The 24,448-nt window shown below is 64.3% G+C and carries 22 protein-coding genes and 1 tRNA gene; 10 read left to right on the top strand and 13 right to left on the bottom strand.

The features are described from left to right. Nucleotides 1-5 precede the first annotated feature (5 nt). From WP12_RS11950 to WP12_RS11930, 5 genes are all read left to right on the top strand, one after another. Nucleotides 6-3,098 carry an efflux RND transporter permease subunit gene (locus WP12_RS11950; protein ID WP_046193942.1) on the top strand — a complete coding sequence of 1,031 codons (3,093 nt, stop codon included), beginning with the start codon at nucleotides 6-8 and terminating at the stop codon, nucleotides 3,096-3,098. Nucleotides 3,099-3,188: 90 nt separating this feature from the next. Beyond that, the gene (locus WP12_RS11945; RefSeq protein WP_084691119.1) at nucleotides 3,189-4,460 is read left to right on the top strand and encodes a DUF445 domain-containing protein; all 1,272 of its coding nucleotides are present in this window, start codon (nucleotides 3,189-3,191) and stop codon (nucleotides 4,458-4,460) included. A 392-nt stretch (nucleotides 4,461-4,852) separates the two neighbouring features. Next, nucleotides 4,853-5,557 carry a response regulator transcription factor gene (locus WP12_RS11940; protein ID WP_046194013.1) on the top strand — a complete coding sequence of 235 codons (705 nt, stop codon included), beginning with the start codon at nucleotides 4,853-4,855 and terminating at the stop codon, nucleotides 5,555-5,557. A 6-nt stretch (nucleotides 5,558-5,563) separates the two neighbouring features. Next, a complete protein-coding gene (locus tag WP12_RS11935; RefSeq protein WP_052730354.1) occupies nucleotides 5,564-6,697 on the top strand; it encodes a FecR family protein in 1,134 nt (377 codons plus the stop codon). Next, nucleotides 6,648-8,909: a CHASE2 domain-containing protein gene (locus WP12_RS11930; RefSeq protein ID WP_046193941.1), complete on the top strand. Its 2,262-nt coding sequence runs from the start codon at nucleotides 6,648-6,650 to the stop codon at nucleotides 8,907-8,909. Before WP12_RS11935 ends, WP12_RS11930 begins: the two co-directional genes overlap by 50 nt. Before the next feature lie 213 nt (nucleotides 8,910-9,122). Here WP12_RS11930 and yghU read toward each other — a convergent pair whose 3' ends face one another. The 3 genes from yghU to WP12_RS26225 all read right to left on the bottom strand — a co-directional run bounded on the left by yghU (nucleotide 9,123) and on the right by WP12_RS26225 (nucleotide 11,112). Further along, the gene (gene yghU, locus WP12_RS11925) at nucleotides 9,123-9,965 is read right to left on the bottom strand and encodes a glutathione-dependent disulfide-bond oxidoreductase (RefSeq protein WP_046193940.1); all 843 of its coding nucleotides are present in this window, start codon (nucleotides 9,963-9,965) and stop codon (nucleotides 9,123-9,125) included. A 65-nt stretch (nucleotides 9,966-10,030) separates the two neighbouring features. Further along, entirely contained in the window at nucleotides 10,031-10,984 is a 954-nt protein-coding gene (locus WP12_RS11920; RefSeq protein WP_046193939.1) for a methyltransferase, read from the bottom strand. Next, complete coding sequence (locus WP12_RS26225) at nucleotides 10,981-11,112, bottom strand: hypothetical protein (RefSeq protein ID WP_268794731.1); 132 nt, start codon at nucleotides 11,110-11,112, stop codon at nucleotides 10,981-10,983. Before WP12_RS26225 ends, WP12_RS11920 begins: the two co-directional genes overlap by 4 nt. Before the next feature lie 250 nt (nucleotides 11,113-11,362). Between WP12_RS26225 and WP12_RS11915 the strand changes: the two genes are divergently transcribed. Beyond that, nucleotides 11,363-11,438, top strand: a tRNA-Glu gene (locus tag WP12_RS11915). Nucleotides 11,439-11,551: 113 nt separating this feature from the next. After that, nucleotides 11,552-12,136 (top strand): ClpP family protease, encoded by a 585-nt coding sequence (locus tag WP12_RS11910; protein WP_046193938.1) that lies wholly within the window; start codon nucleotides 11,552-11,554, stop codon nucleotides 12,134-12,136. Nucleotides 12,137-12,143: 7 nt separating this feature from the next. Here WP12_RS11910 and recJ read toward each other — a convergent pair whose 3' ends face one another. From recJ to WP12_RS11895, 3 genes are all read right to left on the bottom strand, one after another. Then, nucleotides 12,144-13,910 carry a single-stranded-DNA-specific exonuclease RecJ gene (gene recJ, locus WP12_RS11905; protein ID WP_046193937.1) on the bottom strand — a complete coding sequence of 589 codons (1,767 nt, stop codon included), beginning with the start codon at nucleotides 13,908-13,910 and terminating at the stop codon, nucleotides 12,144-12,146. 123 nt (nucleotides 13,911-14,033) lie between these two features. Beyond that, nucleotides 14,034-15,008 (bottom strand): class II fructose-bisphosphatase, encoded by a 975-nt coding sequence (gene glpX / locus WP12_RS11900; RefSeq protein ID WP_046193936.1) that lies wholly within the window; start codon nucleotides 15,006-15,008, stop codon nucleotides 14,034-14,036. 75 nt (nucleotides 15,009-15,083) lie between these two features. Beyond that, nucleotides 15,084-16,376: a homoserine dehydrogenase gene (locus WP12_RS11895; protein WP_046193935.1), complete on the bottom strand. Its 1,293-nt coding sequence runs from the start codon at nucleotides 16,374-16,376 to the stop codon at nucleotides 15,084-15,086. A 194-nt stretch (nucleotides 16,377-16,570) separates the two neighbouring features. Between WP12_RS11895 and WP12_RS11890 the strand changes: the two genes are divergently transcribed. Next, entirely contained in the window at nucleotides 16,571-16,906 is a 336-nt protein-coding gene (locus WP12_RS11890) for a hypothetical protein (protein ID WP_046193934.1), read from the top strand. A gap of 82 nt (nucleotides 16,907-16,988) precedes the next feature. Here WP12_RS11890 and WP12_RS11885 read toward each other — a convergent pair whose 3' ends face one another. After that, nucleotides 16,989-17,414 (bottom strand): OsmC family protein, encoded by a 426-nt coding sequence (locus WP12_RS11885; RefSeq protein WP_046193933.1) that lies wholly within the window; start codon nucleotides 17,412-17,414, stop codon nucleotides 16,989-16,991. A gap of 103 nt (nucleotides 17,415-17,517) precedes the next feature. Between WP12_RS11885 and WP12_RS11880 the strand changes: the two genes are divergently transcribed. After that, a complete protein-coding gene (locus WP12_RS11880) occupies nucleotides 17,518-18,384 on the top strand; it encodes an alpha/beta hydrolase (RefSeq protein ID WP_046194011.1) in 867 nt (288 codons plus the stop codon). Between the two features lie 3 nt (nucleotides 18,385-18,387). Here the strand turns inward: WP12_RS11880 and WP12_RS11875 are convergent, their stop codons facing one another. The 3 genes from WP12_RS11875 to WP12_RS11865 are packed head-to-tail and all read right to left on the bottom strand — an operon-like array spanning nucleotide 18,388 to nucleotide 21,752. Further along, entirely contained in the window at nucleotides 18,388-19,176 is a 789-nt protein-coding gene (locus WP12_RS11875) for an FkbM family methyltransferase (RefSeq protein ID WP_046193932.1), read from the bottom strand. Between the two features lie 4 nt (nucleotides 19,177-19,180). Beyond that, entirely contained in the window at nucleotides 19,181-20,731 is a 1,551-nt protein-coding gene (locus tag WP12_RS11870; RefSeq protein WP_235399111.1) for a hypothetical protein, read from the bottom strand. Between the two features lie 58 nt (nucleotides 20,732-20,789). Beyond that, nucleotides 20,790-21,752 (bottom strand): acyltransferase family protein, encoded by a 963-nt coding sequence (locus WP12_RS11865; protein WP_046193931.1) that lies wholly within the window; start codon nucleotides 21,750-21,752, stop codon nucleotides 20,790-20,792. Nucleotides 21,753-21,845: 93 nt separating this feature from the next. Here WP12_RS11865 and recN point away from each other — a divergent pair, with 93 nt between their 5' ends. Further along, nucleotides 21,846-23,507 (top strand): DNA repair protein RecN, encoded by a 1,662-nt coding sequence (recN, locus tag WP12_RS11860; protein WP_046193930.1) that lies wholly within the window; start codon nucleotides 21,846-21,848, stop codon nucleotides 23,505-23,507. A 1-nt stretch (nucleotide 23,508) separates the two neighbouring features. Here the strand turns inward: recN and WP12_RS11855 are convergent, their stop codons facing one another. From WP12_RS11855 to WP12_RS11845, 3 genes are read right to left on the bottom strand one after another with little or no spacing between them, the layout of a single operon-like run. Next, nucleotides 23,509-23,772, bottom strand: coding sequence for a DUF5985 family protein (locus WP12_RS11855; protein WP_235399110.1), 264 nt, complete (start codon nucleotides 23,770-23,772; stop codon nucleotides 23,509-23,511). Continuing rightward, a complete protein-coding gene (locus WP12_RS11850) occupies nucleotides 23,773-24,045 on the bottom strand; it encodes a DUF5985 family protein (RefSeq protein ID WP_046193929.1) in 273 nt (90 codons plus the stop codon). 2 nt (nucleotides 24,046-24,047) lie between these two features. After that, nucleotides 24,048-24,416, bottom strand: coding sequence for a hypothetical protein (locus WP12_RS11845; protein WP_046193928.1), 369 nt, complete (start codon nucleotides 24,414-24,416; stop codon nucleotides 24,048-24,050). Nucleotides 24,417-24,448: the final 32 nt, after the last annotated feature.

The following is a 24,448-nucleotide window of genomic DNA, read 5'->3' as shown; positions in this document are numbered from 1 at the left end:
AAACGATGCGTAACATCTCCGCCTGGGCGATCAAGAATCCGATTCCGCCGATCGTGCTGTTCATTGCGCTGACGCTGGCTGGCCTGATCAGCTTCGCGCGCATGGACATCAACAACATGCCCGACATCAGCTTCCCGGGCGCGCAGGTCGAGATCGTCCAGCCCGGCGCAGCGCCGACCGAGATGGAAACGCAGATCACCCGCAAGGTCGAGGCGGCGGTCGCGTCGATCGGCAGCGTGAAATCGATCACCTCCTATGTCACCGAAGGTCTGACGGGCACCAACGTCGAGTTTCAGCTCGGCACGCCGGTGGACCGCGCGGTCAACGACGTGCGCGACGCCGTCGCGAAGATCCGTTCCGAGCTTCCTGACGGCATCCTGGAACCGCAGGTCAAGCGCATGGACGTCGAGGGCGGCCCGATCGCCTATTATTCGGTGACGGGCGTCGACATGACCCTGGAGGAACTGAGCTGGTTCACCGACAATACGGTGATCAAGCGGCTTCAGGCGGTCGAAGGCATGGCTGCGGTGTTCCGTGGCGGTGGCGTGACCCGCGAGATCCGGGTGATCCTGGATCCGGCGCGAATGCAGGCACAGGGTGTCACCGCGAGCGAGGTCAACAACGTCCTCCGCGCGGTCAACCTCAACGCCGCGGGCGGGCGGGCCGAAGTGGCCGGCTCGGAACAGTCGGTGCGCGTTCTCGGCAACGCCTCCTCCGCTTATACGCTGGGACAGACCCAGATATCGGTCGGCGACGGACGCACCGTCCGACTCGCCGATATCGCCACGGTGCGCGACGCCTATGGCGAGCAGCGTTCGCTCAGCAAGATGAACGACAGGCAGGTGCTGTCCTTCGCGATTCAGAAGGCGAAGGGCGCTTCGGACGTCAAGGTCTACGACGCCACGCAGAAGGTCCTCGCCGATCTCCGCAAGGAGAACCCGAAGATCGAGTATAAGGAGCTGTATACCAGCGTCCTGTATACCAAGGCGCAATACCACTCCGCGATCGATGCGATGATCGAGGGTTCGGTACTTGCGGTCATCGTGGTGTTCCTGTTCCTGCGCGACTGGCGCGCCACGCTGATCTCCGCGCTGGCGATCCCGCTGTCGGCAATTCCCGCCTTCTGGTTCATGGATCTGATGGGCTTCACGCTGAACACGATCAGCCTGCTCGCGCTTAGCCTGGTGGCGGGAATTCTCGTGGACGATGCGATCGTCGAGATCGAGAATATCGTCCGGCATATGCGCATGGGCAAGACCGCCTATCAGGCTTCGATGGACGCCGCCGACGAAATCGGCCTCGCTGTTGTCGCCACGACGATGGCGATCGTCGCCGTGTTCGTGCCGGTGTCGTTCATGCCCGGCATTCCCGGTCAGTTCTTCGAGCAGTTCGGCCTCACGGTCGCCGTCGCGGTGCTGATGAGCCTCGCCGTGGCGCGTCTCCTCACTCCCATGATCGCCGCCTATTTCCTCAAGGCAGAGGGCGTGAAGGAGCATGGCGGCGGCAGGGTCATGGATAAATATATCGACCTGCTGAAATGGTCGCTCAACAATCGCTGGAAGACGCTGCTGGTCGGAGGCGGCGGCGCGCTTGCCCTGACCGTCGTCCTGTTCGCCACCACACCATCGCAATTCCAGCCGGCACTCGACCTCGACTATAGTTCGGTGAAGATCGAGCTGGCTCCGGGCGCACGTCTCACGGAAGACACGCAAAGGGTCGCCGACCAGGCGAGCAAAATCCTGCGCGAGCAGCCGGAAGTCGATGCGGCCTTTGCTGATATCGGCGACAATGGCGACACGCGCTTCGCGACAATCTACATCACGTTGAAGCCCGCCAAGGAGCGCAAGCGCTCGAGCATCGAGTTCGAGCGCGAGACCGCGCCGCTACTCGCCAAGATCCCCGATGCGCGGGTCAATTTTCAGTCGCAGTCCGGCGGTTTCGGTCGTGATCTGACCGTGATGCTTGCCGGTGACGATCCGGTGAAGCTGCAGAAGACCGCGAACAACCTGATCGCGGAAATGCGCAAGAGCCCGATGATCCGCGATCCGCGCATCGACGGCGACATCCAGCGCCCCGAACTGATCATCAAGCCACGGCTCGATCTCGCCGCGGACCTCGGCGTGACGACCGCCGCGCTCAGCCAGGCGATCCGCATCGCAACGCTTGGCGATATCGAGCAGAATATGGCGAAGTTCTCGCTGTCTGACCGCCAGATCCCGATCCGCGTGTCCCTGAGCGAGGAATCGCGCCGCGACCTGTCGACGATCCAGAACATGCCGGTCCAGACGACCTTCGGCGGCACAGTCCCGCTCAAGGTAGTCGCCGATATCGAGTTCGGCGCCGGGCCCTCGAAAATCCGCCGCTATAACCAGGTGCGGCGCCTTGTCATCGGCGGCGATCTCACCACCGGCTCGATCAGCGGCGAGGCTTATAAATATATCTACGCGACCAAGACGATGAAGAACCTCCCCTCGGGCGTGCGCGAGGTGAAGTTCGGCGAGCAGGAGTTCGAAGGCGACCTTATCTCCGGCTTCATCATTGCGGTGGTGTCCGGCGTTCTGCTGGTCTTCGCGGTGCTGGTGCTGCTCTACAAGCGCGTGCTGCCGCCCTTCGTGAACATGGGTTCGCTCCTGCTCGCCCCACTGGGAGGGATATTGTTCCTGAAGATCTGCGGCATGCCGATCTCGATGCCCGTCTATATCGGCCTGCTGATGCTGTTCGGCATTGTCGCGAAGAACTCGATCCTGCTGGTCGATTTCGCGATCGAGGAGATGCGGCTCGGCGCAGATCGCACCGCCGCGATCCTAGAGGCTGCGCACAAGCGCGCGCAGCCGATCGTGATGACCTCGGTCGCGATGATCGCGGGCATGATCCCTATCGCCATCGGCCTGTCGGGCGACAGCAGCTGGCGATCGCCGATGGCGGTCTGCGTGATCGGCGGCATCGCTATGTCGACCCTGCTTACGCTGATCATCGTGCCGGCGGGCTTCACTCTGGCCGACGATCTCGAGAAATGGATCGGACCGAAGCTCGGCCGTCTCCTCGTCAACAGCGAGGAGCATAAGATAGATGGCTCGCGTCCGCAGCCCGCGGAGTGATTATCGTCGCCCCGCCCCGTCCGGGGCGACGAAACCGTGCTTAAAATTCGTTTCGGTTGAACATTCTGCGCCAACAGCCATTTTGTTCACATGAACCTTTTCCAGGCAATCGGACTCGACCGCTTCAACCCTGCCCAGGGCGGGGTGCGCGGCATGCGGATTGTCGCCTCCGGGCTGCTGGTCATCATGGCCGGTCTCTATCTCTTCGCCCGCCGACATGAGGGGCCCGAGGCGGCAGCTGGCTGGGGCTATCTGCGCGCCTTCGCCGAAGCCGCAATGGTCGGCGGACTTGCCGACTGGTTCGCGGTGACGGCGCTGTTCCGTCATCCACTCGGCCTGCCCATCCCGCACACGGCGATAATCCCGCGGAACAAGGACCGTATCGGCACCAGCCTCGCCGCTTTCCTGCGCGTCAATTTCCTCACAGCATCGGTGGTCGCGCGACGGATGAACCAGGTCGACGTTGCAGGCGCGATCGGGCGGCTGCTCGCTAATCCGCCGCAGGGCGGACGAACCCGCGAAGGCATCGGCCGGGCGCTCGCCACCATTCTGGAATCGCTCGGCGACGACAAGCTAGGCGCGATGATCAAGGGGGCGCTCGCCACCCGGCTGCGCGGTTTCGACATATCCCCCCTGCTCGGCCGCACGCTGGACGCAGCGATCGTCGAGAACCGTCATGCCGAGATGCTCGACGGCATCATCGGCTGGGCGAGCCGGATATTGCTGCACAATGAGGGCATGATCCACGATATGGTGCAATCGCGCACCGGCAAATTCATGAAATGGACCGGTCTCGACGAGAAACTGTCGACCGCGATTGTCGAAGGGCTGCACAAATTGCTCGATGATATGTCGAGCGATACGGAGCATCCGCTACGCCTCAAGGCACAGGAAGGGCTGGAGCAACTCGCCGACAAGCTGCAGCACGATCCCGACACCCGGGCCAAGGTCGCCGGCCTCAAGGCCGATCTGCTTGAGAGTCCTGCCGTCGCGGCCTGGCTCGACACCCTGTGGCAAAGCGCGCGGTTACGGCTGATCGACGCCGCACGCGACCCCGATGCGGCCTTGGGGGGACAGGTTGGCGAGGCTTTCCGGCAGCTCGGCGGGACATTGCAGAACGACGCCGGTCTCAGGCGGACGATCAACCGTTTCGCCCGGCGGCTGACCGCCGGTCTTGTCGCCGATTATGGCGATGGGATCGTCAGGCTGGTGTCCGAAACGATCCGCAGCTGGGATGCACGCACCGTCACGCTGCAACTCGAAAATGCGGTGGGGCGCGATCTGCAATATATCCGGGTGAACGGCACATTGGTCGGTGGGCTTATCGGTATCGGCCTCCACGGGATCGCCCAGCTGATCTGAGCGCGAATCACGGTAGAGAAACAGAACGCAAAGCTACTGGAAAAAGGGTGGCGATGCCGACCGCGCGTCGACCGTTGGCCTGTCAGGGCAGACAGACCCGCCGGATAGAGAGGAGCAATCTCCACACCCGGCACCCCCGATCCTCGCACATGCCAGCATCGCCGCCTTAACCATAAGCAAGGACCGGCCAAAGTCGTTGTAAACAATTGCAACTTTGCATTTCATGACATCCGGGAACGGCCCTCATTGGTTAATGCAATCTCCATATCGGACCGGATGGAGTATGATTATGAACCGAGCATCCCTGCGTGCTCTTGGCTTCGGCGACCATGGCGGGCATTGTCCCTTTCATGGCTCGACCCGAAACTCCGGCAAATCCGACGGCCGATAGCATGCGTATCGCCGTCCTCGACGACGAAGCCGCCGCGTTGGCCTTTGTCAGCCAGACGCTGATTGAAGCGGGGCACTATTGCTACGAGTTCCACAACGCCCGCTCGCTGTCATCGCGGCTGCGGCAGGACACCTTCGATCTCGTGATCCTCGACTGGAACATGCCCGACAAGAGCGGGCCCGAGATCATCGCCTGGATGCACGAGAATATGGACAAGCCCGTCCCCTCGCTGCTGCTCACCAACCGCAACAGCGATGAGGACATCGTCAAAGGCCTTTCCGCCGGGGCCGACGATTATATCATCAAGCCGGTCCAGCCCGCGGTGCTGCTGGCCCGCATCAATGCGATTCACCGACGCACCGGCCCGCGTGAGACGACCACCGCAAACGAGAGCTACGGCCCCTACACCTTGCACCCTGCGCGCCAGACAGTGACGGTCGAGGAGGAGACGGTCACGCTGACGGCGAAGGAGTTCGAGCTCGCCGCCACCCTCTTCCGCAATCTGCATCGTCCGCTGTCGCGCTCCTACCTTCTGGAGATGGTGTGGGGCCGGAACCCAGACCTGCCCACGCGGACCCTCGACGCCCATATCTCGCGGATCCGCGCCAAGCTCGGCCTGCGCCCCGAACGCGGCTTCCGCCTCGTCCCCGTCTATAGCTACGGCTATCGGCTCGAGGCGCTTGAGCCTGAAACCGAAGACAGCTGACCTGTTATGAACCGTCTCTCTTTCCTGCTGGTGCTCGGCGCCGCACTGGCTATCCTGCTGGGCGGCATGGCCGAAGCGCAACGCGTTGAAGCGCCCGTCGCCTACCAGGTGCGGCCGGGCGACACGCTGATCGCGCTGAGCACTAAATATCTGACCAGGAAGGAAGATTATCAGGCGGTTCAGCAACTGAATCAGGTCAAGGATCCGTACCGCTTGCCGATCGGCGCGACGCTGATGATCCCCGCGGAATTACTGCGGATCGAACTCGTCGATGGCGTGATCTCTTCTTTTCGCGGCGCCGTGACGGTGGACGGTCAGCCCGCCGCCGTTGGCATGATGGTGCGGCAGGGCATGAAGGTCGAAACCGGCGCCGACGCCTTCGTTACCGTCAAGTTGCCGGATGGCAGCACCATCTCCCTTCCCTCGCAAAGCCGCATCCATGTGCAGCGACTGCGCAAGATCCTCCTGACCGGCGGGCTTCAGCGCCGGTTCCGGCTCGAAGCGGGCCGCTCGCAGTCGAGCGTCAAGCCGTTCCGGGATCCAGGCAGTAGCTTCCAGGTTACGACGCCGCTGTCGGTATCGGCGGTGCGCGGCACCGACTTCCGCGTGGCGGTGGACGAGTCCGGTGGACGCGCGCTCACCGAAGTGGTGGGCGGCACGGTGGGTGTACAGGCCGCCTCAGACAAGACGGAAACCGCCGTGCCCAAGGCGTTCGGCATCATCAGCACGCCCAGCGGCTCCGAACCGCCGGTGGCGCTGTTGCCGCCGCCGCGATTGCTGACGATAGGGCGCGAGGGGGAGAATGGCGTGCGCGTCTCCGTCAAGCCCGTCGAGGGAGCGAAAAGCTACCGCGTCCAGCTCGCGACCGATCTTGAGTTCCAGCAGATATTCAAGGAAGCCGTGACCGAAACCGACTCCGCCAGCTTCAGCGGGCTCGGCAGCGTCCCCTTCTTCGTCCGGCTGACCGCAATCGCGCCATCGGGCATGGAGGGGCTGCCCGCAACCTATGCCTTCGAAACGCGCGTCGCGGAACTCGGGCCAGACGAAATCCCTGCCGCGCCACGGCCTATTCAGATTAGCATGACCGGCGATGGCCGAAGCCAGTCCGCGACCTTCGGTCCCTACCCGACTCTACGCTGAATGGCTGGCGGTCGCGCTCGTCGCGACCTTGCTGGTCACGGCGCTGGTGCTCGGCCGGTTGACCGAACGGCTCGATCATATCGTCTATGATCGGGCGCTGACCGCGTCGCAACGCCCGCCGCCCGACGACATCGTCATCATCGCGATCGACAATCGCAGCCTGCAGGCGATCGGCCGCTGGCCGTGGCCGCGGCGCGTCCATGCCGAGGCGCTTGATCGGCTCGCGGAGGCCCGGCCCCGCGCGGTCGGCTATGATGTGCTGTTCGTCGAGCCGACCGACGACGACGCGATACTCGCCGCCGCCGTCCGCCGCAGCCCGACCTATCTGCCGCAAGTGATCGATGTGCCTGGCCCCAACGGTGCTGCCTATGCCATCGCCCTGCCCGCAGGACCGCTGGCGACGGCGGCCGCCGGCATCGCGCAGGTCAATCTCCACTTCGACGGCGACCGGGTGATCAGAAAGGCCTATCTCGAAGAAGGCGGCGATGGACAGGCGTGGCTCCAGCTCGGCGCGCTGATGGCTGGCCTGAAGGTAGCCGACGGCTCGCAGGCCGCGCGGCAGGGCCTGTGGCAGGCGAGGCCCGTGTTGATCCCCTATGGCGGCGCGGCGGGCAACATCCGCACCTTCTCCTTCATCGATCTGGTCGAAGGGCATATTCCGCCCGAATTGCTGGCGAACCGCCATATCCTGATCGGCGCGACCGCCGACGGCATGGGCGACAGCTATCCCACCCCGACATCGGGTACGACCAGCCAGATGGCGGGAGTGGAGATCCAGGCCAACCTGCTCGATGCCCTGCTGCGCGGCGACGCGATCACGCCCGCTGCCGAGGGCTGGGTGCTTGCCGGCGCGCTGGCCCCGCTATGGCTGCTGCTGATCGGCTTCCTGCGGCTCAGCCCGCGTGGCACCGCGAATCTGGCGCTCGCACTGGCCTTCCTCATCTTAGCGACGAGTTTCGGGCTCATCCGCTTCGCGCATGTCTGGTTGCCTCCCGCCGGTGCGCTGATCGGCATGCTGTTCGTCTATCCGCTCTGGGGCTGGCGGCGGTTGCAGGCGATCAGCAGCTACATGACCGACGAACTCCGTCTGTTGCAGAGCGAAGGCGATGCCTTTCCTCGCCAACGTCGCGCCGACAGCGGCCAGGAGATCACATTGCAGGCCAACCTGCTCGGCCAGGCGATCGATCGGCTGCGCGATCTTCGCCGTTTCCTGTCGGACGCGATCGGCCGCCTGCCTGATGCGCTTTACGTAACGGATCTCGACGGGCGGATCGCGCTCACCAACGCCGAGGGGCGACGGCTGGCGGCGCGGCTCGCCGCGCCTATGACGACCGGATCGGATCTGCGCGACCTGCTGGCGCGCTTCCGCGTCACCGATAATGGCGTCCTTTCCCCCTTCGTCGACAAGACCTCCGATCAGGGCGGCGCAGAGGCAGCAACCGAAGATGGCGGCAGTTTCGAGGTCCGCTATGTCGCGCAGCGCGACGCCAGCGACGCGCAGGTTGGATGGATCATGCGCATCGTCGATATCAGCCCGCTGAAGCAGGCCGAACGCCATCGCGAAGAAGCTCTCCAACTGCTCAGCCATGACATGCGCGCGCCGCAATCGGCTATCCTGACGCTGCTGCGCGGGCCGGAGGCGCTCGTTCCCAAGCCAATCTCGGCCCGGATCGAGAGTCTGGCGAACCGTACCCTCGAACTGGCCGAGGACTTCGTCCAGCTCGCCCGTGCGGAGGCCAAGCCGCTAGAACCCGAACCAATCGACCTGAACGATGTCGCGATCGACGCGGCCGACGCGCTGTGGCCGGAGGCGAAGGCGCGCGGTATTCGTGTTGATGTGGGCGGGATCGATGATCCCCACATGGTCGATGGCGACCGCCAGCTGCTCACCCGCGCCGTGATCAACCTGATCGGCAACGCGATCAAATATAGCGACGCTGGCGTGATCCGCTGCACTCTCGCCGAAATCGACGGAAGCGTCCGCCTGACCATCGCCGATCAGGGCATCGGCATGAGCGACGAGCAGCGTGCCAAACTGTTCGAACGTTTCCAGCAGGGACCGCGCGAGGGGATCGGCCTCGGCCTCGCGCTGGTCCGCACCGTCGTCGCGCGCCACAACGGCAAGATCGATTGCGAGAGCGCGCCCGGCGAGGGCACGACCTTCATCATCGATCTGCCGAAAAGCGACGCCGATCCCTATGCCGAATATTAGAAGCTGGCGCACACCCCGCCATAGATAGCGCGCCGCTCGACCGGGCAATAAGAGACCGTCGCCGGCGTTGCGACGAGCGCCGCCGATATCAGGCGACACGCCAACCACATCGCTGCCGAGACGCAGTTCGGTGATATTGGCGTCACGGGATCACCGGGAGGCGATTGTCACCATATTGCGTCATCGCGGTTTTTTGTCCTGTCGATAAATCGGCTAGGCGATGTCGCTCGCCTGGTGACGCTCACGAACCTGCTCGTCCTCGGGACCGGTGATGCGATTCACGCGCCTTCCGCGCTGGACGGCAGGGCGCGCGGCGATCTGCTTCTGCCAGCGCGCGACGTGGGTATAGCTGGCGACGTCGAGGAACTCGCCCGCGCCATAAGCTTCTCCTGCGATCACATTTCCATACCAGGGCCATATCGCGATATCGGCGATCGAATATTCGTCGCCGGCCATATAATCCCGCTTGGCGAGATGGCGGTCGAGCACGTCGAGCTGACGCTTAACCTCCATCGTGAAGCGATCGATGCAATATTCGATCTTCATCGGCGCATAGGCGTAAAAATGCCCGAAACCACCACCCAGAAAGGGTGCGCTGCCCATCTGCCAGAACAACCAGGAGAGGCATTCGGTACGCCCGGCGTGGTCACGCGGTAGGAAGGCCCCGAATTTTTCCGCGAGATAGAGCAGGATCGCGCCCGATTCGAACACGCGCGTTGGCGTAGCCGTGCTGTGGTCCATCAGCGCGGGGATCTTCGAATTGGGATTTACCCCGACAAAGCCGCTGCCGAACTGATCCCCGGCGCGAATATCGATTAGCCAGGCATCATATTCCGCGCCCTCATGGCCAGCCGCCAGCAGTTCCTCCAGCATCAGCGTAACCTTCACCCCGTTCGGGGTGCCGAGCGAATAGAGCTGCAGCGGATGCTGGCCAACAGGCAACTCCCGGTCATGCGTCGGCCCAGCGATCGGCCGGTTGATATGCGCGAACTCCCCGCCATTTTCCCGAGTCCATTGCCAGACGCGAGGAACTTCATAATCGGCCGGAAAATTCATGAGTCGCGCTCCATCTCGGTTCAGAAATGGCACAGCAGCGCGGGGGACAAAAGGGCTGCGTCAGCCTATCGGTCGAATATGGCGGATATTACAGCGATCCGCTCCACGTCGGCATAGGCCGGCTGATCTAGTTCCTCGCCGAAGATGTCGGGATCAATTTCCCGGTAGCGCAGCGCGCAGCCCGTCTCACTGGCCAAATCTGCGAGCGCCCGGCCAAGCCGATCCTCGCCGTCGACGATAGCGCTTCCCGTATAGAGGATCAGCCGGCCGCCCGGCGCGAGCCGGTTCACCGCACCCCGCGCCATGTCCAATGCCACCGATCCGCCATGCATGCCGCCACCATCGCGATAGTCGCGGCCGGCCGCATCGAAAATATAGGGCGGATTGACGAGCGCGATGTCGATCGGATCGGTGATGCAGGTAAGATCGCCACTCAGCACGGCCCGTGCGCGAAGGCCTGCCGAAGCCAAATTGAGCTCAGCCAGGCGCAAGGCCTTGGGGTTGATATCCGTCATCGTCAGGCTGGCGCCGGGACAAATACGGGCGGCTGCGACCATGCCAACCCCGGCGCCCGTTCCAATATCGACGATGTGTGCGCCGTGATTTGGAGGTCTACGGCCCAATTCGGCGCATATCAAATCGGCAAAACGATAGCTGTCGGGACCAAAAAATACTGCATCCCTCGCATCGGTGGGATAGGCCGAATGCAGGAACAGCTCATTCTGCAGGGAAGAAACTCGCACCCGGCTGTGCAGCAATCCGCCACCGACACTTTCGATCGCTCCCGCCCCGTCGAGCGTGGCCAGGATTGCAGGATCAGGCAGCGAGGGCTCAAAGGGCAGGCTCCATCCCAATATGTCGCGCAACGAACGCGCAACGCGCCGATCCACTCGCGCGACAACCCGCGCGTGGCTGGCTGGAGTAGGCGTTACAAAGTGATATCCGCGAGATTTCAGCTGTGCGAGCAGCGCCAGCAGCGCCATATCCTCAGGCGGACGATGTCGCTGATGTGCGGTCATGCCAGCACCGCCGGCTTTAAGGCCATCGGTGCGATCGTTTCGACGGCCAGAGCTTCAATCATCATAAGGCGTCGACCCAGCGACGAATTGTGCCCAGACACTCGCTGGCAGAAAAAATCGAACTTCATCAGATATCTTCGTCCCGGAACCGAAGAGAGAACCTCATGACGGCCTGGAGGTTCCATGCCGGCCCGCACCTAGCGCGGCCAGCCCCAGGAAGCGGCGGAGGATCGCCCAACAGTGAGCACCGTCATGCCCGACGACTATCCGGCCAGGGCCGCGATCCAGACAGATCACCGGCCATAGCGGCGGAAATATCCGAAAAGCTGCCTTGACCGGTTGCGGCTGCTGCCCTAATCGGCGCGCTCGATGCTACACGGCCCCATCGTCTAGCGGTCTAGGACGTCGCCCTTTCACGGCGAAAACACGGGTTCGAGTCCCGTTGGGGTCACCAACAAAATCAGGTGCGAGGCACCGGTTCGGCGTCTTTCCCTCACCTATGGAACAACTCGCGGGCCACTGCGTCTTCTCGCGACCGCTCGACGGGCAGGTTAGACGGGAATATCCATGTCCACAGCAGCCCCCCTTGCCGCGCCAGATTTCGCGAAGCCCGCCATATTGCTTTCCGGCCCGGTCGATTACGAGATGTATCGGGATTTCCGGGAGAAGCTTGAACTGGCGCTGGCCGACACGCCCGACGATGGGCGTATCCACGTCGAACTGTCGACGCTCGGCGGTGATCCCGAAGTGGCGCGGATGATGGGGGAGGATATCCGCTTTCACAGTGATCTCATTCCCTCCCGCCGGCTTATTTTTCTGGGCAAGGCCGCGATCTATTCGGCGGGGACGACGTTCATGAGCTTCTTCGCAATCGAGAACCGCTACCTTACCCGCGGCACCCGGCTGATGGTGCATGAGCGCAAGCTATCCAAGGAACTGAACATAGAAGGGCCGCTGACGTCGTGTATCGCCAGCGTGAAGGCCACGCTGCACGAGATCGAAAGCTCTATCGCCATCCAGAACGAAGGGTTCGAAAATCTCGTCCGGGGTAGTCGGGTGACGATGGAAGAGGTTCTGCGGAAAGCGCCATCCAACTGGTATATCGAGGCCGATGAGGCGGTGGAGCTGGGTCTGGTGACCGCCGTTATCTGACCCCGTGTCAATCCGCCCAGGCGGCATCCTCGATATGAAGCTCTGCAGCGGGGCGGCTGCCCCAGTCGTCGATCTTCGGGCGGCCGGCGATCCACAGGGTTCGATCGGGGCCCGCGCCCAGCAGCGCCTGCCCGAGTGGGTTATCCGCGGCGCGGAACGCGATCGACTTGATCGATCGGCCGTCACGGCCCGCAACGATCGTGCGAACATGCCCCTGCCCCACCACATCGGCCTTGATGACCCGCACCGCGCCCGCCGCGATCCGCGGAGCGGGCCAGCCAGCCCCATAGGGGCCACCAGCTTCCAACGCCTCGACCAGCGAGGGTGTGACCCCGCCGGGCGCGACAACGGCATCCAGCAGCAATGCGCGATCGTCGCGCGCCGTGGCGACGTCGCTCGCGAGCCGGCTGTCGAGATAGTCGGCAAGCGCATCGATCCCGCCCGGACCGACGGTGAGCCCTGCGGCCATGGCATGGCCGCCTCCCGCGACGAGCAGGCCCATATCCTTGGCGGCGAGCACCGCCGCGCCAAGATCTACCCCGCCGATCGATCGGCCCGATCCCTTGCCGATCCCGCCGGTGTCGAGCGCGATGACGATCGCGGGACGACCGAGCTTCTCCTTGAGACGGCCCGCGACGATACCGATCACGCCGGGATGCCAGCCGCCGCCGGCGACGACCGCGACAGCGCGGTTGCCCTGGGTGAGCGCGGCGATCTCCGCTTCGTCCTGCACGACCTTCTCGATCGCGCGGCGCTCCTCGTTGAGGCGGTCGAGCTCGATGGCGATCTCGCGCGCTTCCTCGGGGTCCGTCGTGGTGAGCAGGCGCACGCCGAGGTCCGACTTGCCGACCCGCCCGCCCGCATTGATCCGTGGGCCCAGCGCGAAGCCGAGATCGGTGCAGGTTGGCGCGCGATCGAGCCGCGATGCCTCGATCAGCGCGGCGATGCCGATGTTGCGGCGGCCTGCCATGATCTTCAGCCCCTGCGCCACGAAGGCACGGTTGAGGCCGCGTAGCGCCGCGACATCGGCTACGGTACCCAGCGCGACGATATCGAGCAGGTCCATCAGCTTCGGCTCGGCCCGGGTCGCGAACCAGCCACGCGCCCGCAACAGGCGCAGCAGCGCCGCACCCAGCAGGAAAGCGACGCCGACTGCAGCGAGATGGCCATGCACCGCGCCCTCGCCCTCATCGAGCCGATTGGGATTGACCAGCGCGAAGGTGCGCGGCAGCGCCGCCGCGCATTTGTGGTGATCGACGACGATCACCTCGATCCCCGCGTCCTGCGCCAGCGCCAGCGCCTCGAACGCCTGTGCGCCGCAATCGACGGTGACGATCAGCTTGGTGCCGCTTTCCCCGATCTTGAGCAGTGCCTCACCCGAGGGCCCATAGCCCTCCATCAACCGGTCCGGGATATAAGCAGCCGGGGACAGACCGAGATCGCGCAACAGCCGGATCAGCAGCGCCGCCGATGTCGCGCCATCGACGTCATAATCGCCGAAGATAGTGATCGCTTCCCCTCTGGCGACCGCGTCGGCCAGCCGTTCGGCGGCGGCGTCCATGTCCCGGAAGATCGACGGATCGGGCATGAAGTTGCGGATCGTGGGGCTGCGATGCTCCTCGATTGCGTCGCGCGGACAGCCGCGCGCAAGCAGCAGCTGCGCGACGAGATCGTCGGGCTCGAAATTGGCGTCGATCCCGTCGCCCGCCCCGCCCCGCCAATGCCAGGGCTGACCAAGGATCGAGCGGGTGATGTTCAGAACGGGAGAGCGCATGAAAGGTGCTTAGAAGCTAGTCCTCCCATCCGCAACGTCGCCCCGGCGGAGGCCGGGTCGCTAGCGGATAAGTGGTGGATAAGCCTCTGGCGGCCCCGGCTTCCGCCGGGGCGATGTGGCAGCTCAATTCTGCTTGAAGTGTTCGCCCTTGACCCAGCGGACCGTTCCGCTGGAAGCGCGCATCACCACGCTCTCGGTGGTCATGCAGCCGCCCTTGCGGCGCTTGACGCCTTCGAGCAGCGAACCGTCGGTCACCCCGGTCGCTGCGAAGATGGCATCGCCCTTCACCAGGTCGTCGAGCTGATAGATCCGGTCGAGATCGGTTACGCCCCATTTGCGGGCACGAGCCTTCTCGTCATCGTTGCGGAAAAGCAGGCGGCCCTGGAACTGGCCACCGACGCATTTAAGCGCCGCCGCCGCGAGCACGCCTTCGGGCGCACCGCCCGAACCCATGTAGATATCGATCGTCGTATCGGGGTTGGTCACCGCGATCACGCCGGCGACGTCGCCATCGGGGATCAGAACGATTCCACAGCCCAGGCTGCGCAGCTCGGCGATCAGTTTCTCGTGGCGGGGACGGTCGAGCACGCAGGCGATGATCTCGTCCGGCTGCACGCCCTTGGCCTTGGCCAGCGCCTTCACATTCTCGGTCGGCGTGCGATCGAGGCCGACAAGGCCCGTCTCATAGCCCGGGCCGATGGCCAGCTTGTCCATATAGACGTCGGGCGCGTTAAGCAGGCCGCCCTCCTCGGCGATCGCCAGCACGGCAAGTGCGTTGGGGCCAGCCTTGGCGGTGATCGTCGTGCCTTCGAGCGGGTCGAGCGCGATATCGATCTTTGGGCCAGTGCCCTGACCGCAACCGACCTTCTCGCCGATATAGAGCATCGGGGCTTCGTCCCGTTCGCCCTCGCCGATCACCACGGTGCCGTCGAACTCGAGTTCGTTGAAGGCCGCGCGCATCGCTTCGACCGCCGCATGATCGGCAGCCTTTTCGTCACCGCGTCCGACCAGCTTCGACGCGGCGATCGCCGCAGCCTCGGTGACGCGGACCATCTCGAGAACGAGAACCCGGTCGAGCGCGTTACTTGCCTTCACCATGCGGTTCACCTTTTTCTTAATTGGAGTGGGACGCGATTAAGCGAGCATCATGACATTGTCGAGAAGCCCGGCGCCTCAATCGTCCAGGATGTGCATCAACATCGGCTTACCGGTGAGACTCTGCGACCCGTCGAGCCTTTCGAGGGCGTCGGAGACCGCGCGTTCGGGTCCGACGTGGGTGACCATGGCGATCAGGACATGATCCTCATCGGTGACGCCACGCTGAATCAGGCTCTCGATCGAGACCCCGGCATCGCGCATCGCGGCGGTGATCTCGGCCAGCACGCCGGGGCGGTCGGCGACGGTGAAGCGCAGATAGGAACGGCCGCGGCGATCCCCGGCGGCCGCGGCGGCGGGCTTGGCGAGCGCGGCGACCGGCATCGCGAAGGCGGGGCCGGTCTCACCACGGGCAATGTCGATCAGGTCGGCGACGACGGCAGAGGCGGTTGGCCCCTCGCCCGCGCCGCGCCCCTGGAAGAACAGCCTGCCGACGAAATTGCCGTGCGCCACCACCGCGTTGAGCGATCCCGAGACATGCGAGAGCGGATGGCTGAGCGGCACAAGGCAAGGGTGGACGCGCTGGAACAGCCCCTTGGCGTTCGCCTCGCCATGGCCGACCAGCCGCACGCGGAAACCAAGCGCCGCCGCCTCGGCGATATCGGCGGCGATGACGTGCCGGATACCGGTGATCTGGACCGCGTCGAAGTCGACCGCGGTGCCGAAGGCGAGGCTCGCGAGGATCGACAGCTTGTGCGCGGCGTCGACGCCGTCGATGTCGAAGCTGGGGTCTGCCTCGGCATAGCCCAGCCGCTGCGCTTCGCCGAGGACATCGGCGAAGTCGCTGCCCTTCTCCTCCATCTCGGTGAGGATGTAGTTGCAGGTGCCGTTGAGGATACCGGACACCTCGGAGATGACGTTGGCGGCGGCGCCCTCGCGCAGCCCCTTGATCACCGGAATGCCGCCCGCGACCGCAGCTTCATATTTGAGCGCGACGCCGCGCTGTTCGGCGAGGCCCGCCAGTTCGAGGCCGTGATGCGCGATCATCGCCTTGTTGGCGGTGACGAAGGGCTTGCCCGCGGCGAGCGTCTCGCGCGCCAGCGTCAACGCAGGGCCGTCGGCGCCGCCTACCAGTTCGACCACGACATCGACATCATGCGCGGCGGCAAGCGTCGTCGCATCGTCGACCCAGGCAAAACGGCTGAGGTCGACACCACGATCGCGTGACCGGTCGCGCGCGGAAATCGCGACAATCTCGATCGCGCGACCAGCACGGCGCTCGATCAGCGCTCTATTCTCGTCGATCAGCTTGATGACGCCCGCACCCACGGTGCCCAGGCCTGCAAGTGCCACCCTCAACGGCTGCGACATATATATCCCTTCCGAGTCACGGCGAGCGTCCTACGGATAGCAGCCCTCCTCCGCAACGCCGCTGATCCCGTCAAGCTCGTTTCGTTATCAGAATATCGCGTTTTCAGTCACTTGGCCGTTATGACCGGAACGCGGCCGGTAGCTGTCCGTTCTTCCAGTGTCCTTCCAACAGGATATTCACAGGAGAAGATGCCATGGGCGAGAATCGCCAGGGCGGCAACGACCGCAGTGACCAGAATGAGATGAGCCAGAATCCCAATCCTAACGGCCAGCAGGATCAACAGCGCGAAGGTCAAATGGGCCGCCAGCAGCAGAATCAGCAGGGTCAGCAAGGCGACCAGGGTTCGCAGAATAACCAGGCCGGCCAAGCCGGCCAAGGCACCGAAGGCGGACAGGACTGGGAAGATCAGGAACAGCAGCGCTCCGGTTCGGTTGACCGCCAGCAGAACCAGCAGGGCGGACAGCAGAGTGAGCGTGACGGCAGCCAGCAGGGCGGTCAGCCCGGCGGCTACGGGAATAATGGCGAATAATCCGCTGCTGCGGATTTAGAGCCAAGGCTTTATGAGCCGACTGGGAGAAGGGGGCCGTTTTCCGGCCCCCTTCGTTATGGCGTTACAGCAACGTGCGCTCTAGCGTTACTTCTGCATTCAGCAGTTTCGAGATCGGGCAATTCGCCTTTGCGTCATCGGCGATTTTCGCGAACTCGTCCGCATCGATGCCGGGCACCTTTGCTTGCAGCGTCAGCGCAGACTTGCTCACCTTGAAGCCCTCGCCTTCCTTGTCGAGTGATACCTTGGCGGTGGTATCGAGCTCACCGTCGCTATAGCCTGCGTTGGCGAGCCCGAAGCTCAACGCCATGGTGAAACATGAGGCATGCGCCGCCGCGATCAATTCCTCGGGATTTGTGCCCTTCCCATCTTCGAACCGGGTGTTGAACCCATATTGCTGCTTGTCGAGCACGCCCGACTGGGTCGAGACATGCCCCTTTCCATCCTTGCCGAGCCCCGAATAATGGGCCGATCCGCTCCGAACTATCATGCTTGCCTCCTATGCTTGATCAAGTGACGCCCCTCACAACGCACGGCGCAACCAGACAGTAGCAACTGGCGTAGATGACGGTATCCAATAATGCGGAGATATGATGACGAAGCTGACCTTGGCCGGACTGGCGGCGATGCTCTGCGGCGCTTTGGTAGCCGCCGCCTGTTCGCCGGTGCGGGCGTTCGACACCGTCATGCCCAAGGACGGCGGTAGCCGGAAGGTCGCGTCGGACATATCCTATGGCGACGGCCCACGCCGGAAGCTCGACATCTACGCGCCGGTCAACGCGGGGCAACGCGCTCTGCCGGTGATCGTCTTCATCTATGGCGGCTCCTGGGCCAATGGCACGCGTGAGGGCTATCACTTCGCGGCGCGCGCGCTGGCGGCGCAGGGTTTCGTCACGGTGGTGCCTGATTACCGGCTGGTCCCGGAGGTCCATTTTCCCGGCTTCGTTCAGGATTGCGCCGAAGCGGTCCGCTGGACCCGCGGCCACGCCACGCAATACGGCGCCGATCCCGACCGGATCGTCCTCGTGGGCCATTCGGCGGGCGCTTATAACGCCGCGATGTTGGCGCTCGACCCGCAGTTCCTGGGTGGGGACCGCGCCGCGATCAAGGGTTTCGCCGGTCTGGCCGGACCCTATGACTTCCTGCCCTTCAACGGGGCGGTGGTGAAGAACACCTTCGGGGGCTGGCCAAAGCCCGACGAGACCCAGCCGATCCATTATGCCGCCGCCTCCGCACCGCCGATGCTGCTGCTGCATGGCGGCGAGGATGACACCGTCTGGCCTAAGAACTCGATCAACCTCGATCGCAAGCTGCGGTCGCTGGGCGCGTCGTCCGAACTGAAAGTCTATCCCGGCCTCGGCCATGTCGGTATCGTCACCGCGCTGGCCAGACCCTTCCGTGACAAAGCCCCCGTGCTTGACGATGTCACCCGCTTTGCCAGACGAGTGACCGGCAGCTAACACTCATCTTATATTCAGGATTTTCCGTGCCTTAGCGCGGATCGCTTCGATCTTTTCGAGCGGAACCGCGAAATAATTTGTCGTCCGACGCGGATAGTGATGGCTGTCGAGGAAACCTTCCACACTGAACGGCGGCGCTTCATGGGCGAGGCGATTAGGTGCGAAGACGGCATAGTCGCGCTCGCGCAGGAAGCGCCACATCGCCTCCTTGCCATGACCCAGCACCTCATGCGGTCCGCTCTCGAACATGATCAGCGGCCGCGACGCCTCGAGCAGCGCCACCGCACCACGCAAGACGCCGAGTTCGGCGCCCTCGACGTCGATCTTGATCACATCGGCGCGGCCATCGGCGATAAGGCCGTCGAGGGTGCGCAACGGCACCTCGATCTCGCGCTGCCGCCCCTCGCCCTTCGCCAGCGAGCTGTAGCCCGATCGATCGAGGTCGATAAAGAATCTCGCCGTCCCTTCGCGCTCGGCAAGCGCGCAGCATTCGACGCGGACGCCGGGGAATTTCGCACGGAGCCGCTCGGCCTTCTCCGGGATAGCCTCGACCGCGACGATCGTCGCGCCGGGCGAATGACGGCGCACCGCCGCGATCACCGATCCGATATGTGCGCCGATATCGATGAAGGTGCCGCCTTCATCCGTCAGGCGCGCGACCAGCATGCCGGCGAGCTGATCGTTGGCGACGGCGCCGATCTCCTCACGCCCCGCCGTCAGCAGATCGAAACCATCGCGTAGCGAGAGGGCAAGCCGTCCGGCGGCCGATCCCAGCAGCCATTGCCGGATCATCCGGTCATTTGCCCTTCGTCGCGGCGATCATGTCGAGGACGGCCTTGCGCTTCGGGGTCTCGGATATCGGCTGGCCACTATAGTCGGCCAGACCGAAATGCATCGAACTGCCCGGCGGGCTCACCGAATGGAACAGCATCAGCGTGTCACCGAAATCGCGCGCCCATAGGGTCATGAACTTGCGATAGGCGTCGCCCATGCGCGGATCGCGGTTGATGCGGCCGATCAGCGTCGGGTCCGCACCATGCCAGCTGACATGCTGGCCGCCTTCATAAGCGACATAACGCAGGCCATGGCTGTCGGCCATTTGCTTGAAGGTCCGCGCCGAAGCGAAGGTCGCGTCGATCGACGCCATCAGCGGCGGAAAAAGCGGCCCGGCGTCGCGCGTGTCGGCGGGCGGCGTTTCCAGCAATTGCTGCCCAAAATAGACTGCGGTGGAGAGCGCATCGACATTTGCCGCGGTATCCTTGTAGTCGACGGCATAGCGCAGCAGATCGGGCCAGGCATTCTGGCCGGACAATATCCGGACGAGCTGCTTCGGGCGGTCCGCATAGACGCGTGACCAGATCTTGAACCCCGCGACAGCCTTCACCGCATAGCGCCGCATCCGGGCCTCGTCGGGATTGGCGCTGAGCTTGTCGCGGATACCCTCGGCGCGCGCCTGCTTGCCGGCCGGGAAATCCATGTTCCAGATCTCGTTGCCGACCTCCACATAGACCGTCAGCGAGGGATCGAGGTGGTCGTGCACGTAACGCGCGAAGTTTTCCGTATAGGTCGCGTCTGCGTTCCACGGCATCACGAACCATGGATCGGTCTTCGCCTGATTGGCAAGCGTCACCATATGCTCCATCGCGACGCCCTGCCCGCTCGACTGGATCGTCGCACCGGGCGATGTGCGCTGGGACCATGTTCCGGCAACGTTGCCGTTGGCCTGCTGCCAGTCCATGAACCGCACCGCCTTGTACGGCGTCAGCGTCTCTACGAAGGCGGAGTCGAACAGCAGCTTCGGATCGGCATCGGCCTCGCGGCAATCGATGTTGCGGATCGGATCGGCCGGGTCGGTCGCGTTGAGCCGAAACTGCGCGGTCTCTATGTCGTGACGCCAGATGAAGTCGAGCCGTCCGGGCGACGCCACAGGGCTGACCATGCCGATCCCGTCGATGACCCCCTTGCCGTCGAAACGGCAGCGGATCGCGATGTCGCCCAGATAGGAGCGCGGCGGCCGGATCAGCGCCATCGCGACATTCTCGCCCGGCTTCAACGACAAGACGGTGCCGTTCCCGTCGATCCGGTCATGATCGAACTCGGCCCAGCCTGCGTTGATCGATTGCCAGATGCCCCCGACCGCCAGGTTCATGAAGGCACGCTGCTTGCTCCAATAAGCGACCGTCGACAGATTGATACCGAACGCCGTCGGCTGCCGGGGCAGCGGCGCGGCGGCCGTCGCAGGAGCTTCCACGGCGTTGGAGGCAGGCTGCTGCTTGCTATAGTTCGCGATGACAGCGATGCCGATGCAGAGCAGCGCCGCCAACGCCAGCACCAGTAACCGCCGCATTATCGTCTCCACCCAAGCCATGCCTTCTAATGGACATTGGCCGCCGAAAAGGAAAGTGTCAGCGCCGCCCCCGCCGCTTGCCCCAGACGAGGACGGGCCTTTCGAAATAGCGGGTCGAGACATGCGCGGCGGCAAAGGTCGCGAGGATCAGCAACGGACGCTTCAGATAGCGCGCCAGCATGTCGCCACTTCCCAGCCACGTCACCGCCAGCATCCCATGATAGACGTACAGGGCATAGGAGATGCTCGCGACATATGCGGCGGGGCGGGACGTGAACAACCGACGCAAAATCGCGGGAAAGGCGAAGATCGACAAGCCGACTGCGCTCGCCGCCGCATAAGGCCGGACGAAGTGCAACATGCCCGCGCTCTGGCGGCCGGACGCGAGCAGCAGGATCAGCAACAGGACCGGAAGAATGGCCGGCGCTTTCCTCATCCACGCCGTCGCACGCTCGTCATGGCAGACCAGCGCGAGTGTCGCTCCCGCCAATATCTCGTCGGCGCGCAGCCAGGTCGCGACGTCGATCTGCGCGTCGGCATGAACGCGCAGGCCCGTCACGGCCACGCACAGCAAGGGAAGCAGATACAGCCCTCGACGACCGCAGAGGGCGACCAGCAAGGCGATACCGACATAGAACTGCGCTTCGACGCACAGGCTCCACAGATGTCCGCCGCCATTCATAAGCTGGCCGGGAAACAGGTTGGAAATGAAGAGCAGGTTGGCGGCCAGACTGATCGAATCGGGTCGGTTCCAGATCGCCAGGATCAGCATCGCCAACCACGCAAGCGGAACGATACGAAACAAGCGCCGGCGCAGGAAGTCCGGGATATCCTGCCGTTCCAGCAGGAATCGGGTGATCAGGAAACCCGACAGGACAAAGAATAGTGCGAGCCCGGACAGCGCGAAGGCGCTGTTCATCTCCCAGTTTTTCGGACCGATGGGAATGAAATGACCTGTCAGGACGAGGAGGATGCTGAGCGCCCGCCAGCCATCGAGAATTTCTATCCGCCGGGATTCCATGGCCTATCTATTGATATAAACCGGCTGAAGGAAAGACCCGTTGCCGTGATCAGCCTCTTGGCGGTGCGGGGGGCGATGTTCTACAGATGTCCCATGCTGACTGCGCTCGCCATCAGGGACGTCGTGCTGATCGAGGCGCTCGATCTCGAATTCGGGCCCGGACTCGGCACCCTCACGGGGGAAACTGGCGCGGGCAAGTCGATTCTGCTCGATGCGCTCGGCCTCGCTCTCGGCATGCGCGCCGACAGCGGACTGGTGCGAAACGGTGCGGCACAGGCGATGGTATCGGCCAGCTTTGAACTCGCACCGGACCATCCTGCCTTCGCTCTGATCGCCGAAAACGGGTTCGACACCGAAGCCGGCGAAGCGCTTGTGATCCGTCGCGTCGTCAAGGCCGACGGCGGCAGCCGGGCGTTCATCAATGACCAGCCCGCATCGGCGGCGACGTTGCGCGAACTCGGCGCGATGCTGGTCGAGATCCACGGGCAGCATGACGATCGCGGCCTGATCAACCCGCGCGGTCACCGCACGCTGCTCGACAGCTTCGGGCGGCTCGACGTCGCCGGGGTCGCCACTGCGCACCGCGCCTGGCGTCAGGCCGAAGACGCGCTGGAAGCCGCGCGGACCGATCTGGAGAATGCCGCGCGAGATCGCGAATGGCTCGACCACGCAGTCGACGAACTTACCCGCTTCGCGCCCGAACCCGGCGAGGAGGCCATTCTCGCAGCCGAACGCTCGGACATGCAGAAGGGCGCGAAGCTCACCGATGACCTCGAAGCGGTGTCGGCGCATCTCGATGGGTCCGAAGGCGGGCTTTCGGCGCTGCGTCAGGCCGCCCGCCGGCTCGACCGGATCGCTCCCGAACATCCGCTGCTTGGTGAAGCCCTCGCCGCACTCGACCGCGCGGTGATCGAGGCGAGCGAGGCCGAGGATCGGCTCGCCGCCGCTGCCGATGCGATGCGCTTCGATCCCGCCCGCCTTGACGCGGCCGAGACCCGGTTGTTCGAGCTGCGCGCTCTCGCCCGCAAGCACCGCGTCGATCCCGACACACTCGCGGCGCTACGCGACGAACTGGCGGGCAGGCTCGACCGGATCGAGGCAGGCGATGCGGGCCTCGCCAAGCTTGAAGCCACCGCAAAGTCCGCCCGTCAAACCTACACCGACGCCGCGATACGGCTCAGCGAGGCACGGAGCGCCGCCGCCGCGCGGCTCGACGCGGCGGTCGCCGGCGAACTGGCCCCGCTCAAGCTCGACGCCGCGCGTTTTCGCACGATGGTCGAGACTCTGCCTGAGAGCGGTTGGTCCCCATCGGGCCGCGACCGGGTCGAGTTCGAGATATCGACCAATCCCGGGGCGCCCTTCGCGCCGCTTATCAAGATCGCGAGCGGCGGCGAGCTGTCGCGCTTCATCCTCGCGCTAAAGGTCGCGCTCGCCGAGGAAGGCGCCGCCACGACGATGATCTTCGATGAGATTGATCGCGGCGTCGGCGGCGCGGTGGCGAGCGCGATCGGCGAAAGATTGCAGCGTCTCGCCAGCGGCGCGCAGCTGCTGGTCGTCACCCACAGCCCGCAGGTCGCGGCGCGCGGCCGCCATCACTGGCTGATCGCCAAGAGCCATGACGGTCTCGTTACCCGCACCGGGGTCCGCCCACTCGACTCCGAGGAACGCCGGGAGGAAATTGCACGCATGCTGTCGGGCGCCGAAGTCACCGCCGAAGCGCGCGCGCAGGCGATGCGGCTGCTCGAAGCGGTTTGAGCTAGGTCCGCCGGCGGTTCTTGCGCAAGATCGCGGCGATGATGATCGCGAACCCAATCAGACGCGGAAGATAGGCCCAGCTGCGCTCCTCGAAATAATTGTTCGCGAGCATGATCGCCCCCTGCGCGACGCCGAACAGCGCGAAGGCGAGCGCAAAGGCCAGGAACAGCTCATCGCCCGTCCGTCGCCAGAAGCGCAGGAAGAACAGGCCGGCGATCAGATGGCCGAACATCACCGCGCCGCTGAGGAAATCGACCAGCGGCACTCAGTCCTCCCCATTCCAGATAAAGCCGAACAGCAAAGTCGATATCGCCGCCAGGCTCAGCAGGATGCGGGGTATCCGCAGATCGACCGACTGGATGACCAGCAAGTCGAACACCAGGACCAGATTGCCCATCGCGAGCAGCACGAAGCAACAGGAACTCCAGAACAGGAGTGACGCGCCCGACCGCCGATAGCTGCCGCCCAGCATGATCGCGCACAGCGCACTGGTCGCGAAACATAGCAGATAAACCGCGGCGGGAAGGTAGGCGAACATCGTCAGTCTTTCCGTATCCGGAAGGCGTCGGAGAAAGCGGTAAGCCCGTCGGTGCCTGCACTGACGATCATGCGCCGAATTTTGTCGGGCGATCGCGCATAGAGCGCCCCGGTCATTGCCGTCATATCGCGCAGATCATCCGATACCGGCCCGAAGCGCACCCGCATGTCCTGCTCGATCAGGACCAGGCCGGCCGCCGCCAATTCCTCGATCGCGCGGGCGACAATCAGCTCGCTGGCCCGCAACGCCGCGACGAGTTCGGCCTGCGACCAGCTTCTCGCCCCTTCCCCGGCGATCAGCAGCAACAGCTCGAGCGCCCACACCGACCGGAAGGTCGACCGGATGAACGTGGCAAGGGCTTGGCTGGGCATTCGCTACGGTGCTCGTCGCAATTTCCACGCAG

The organism is Sphingomonas sp. SRS2 (genome assembly GCF_000971055.1).
Classification (GTDB): Bacteria; Pseudomonadota; Alphaproteobacteria; order Sphingomonadales; family Sphingomonadaceae; genus Rhizorhabdus.
This window is presented reverse-complemented; position numbering and strand designations above follow the sequence as displayed.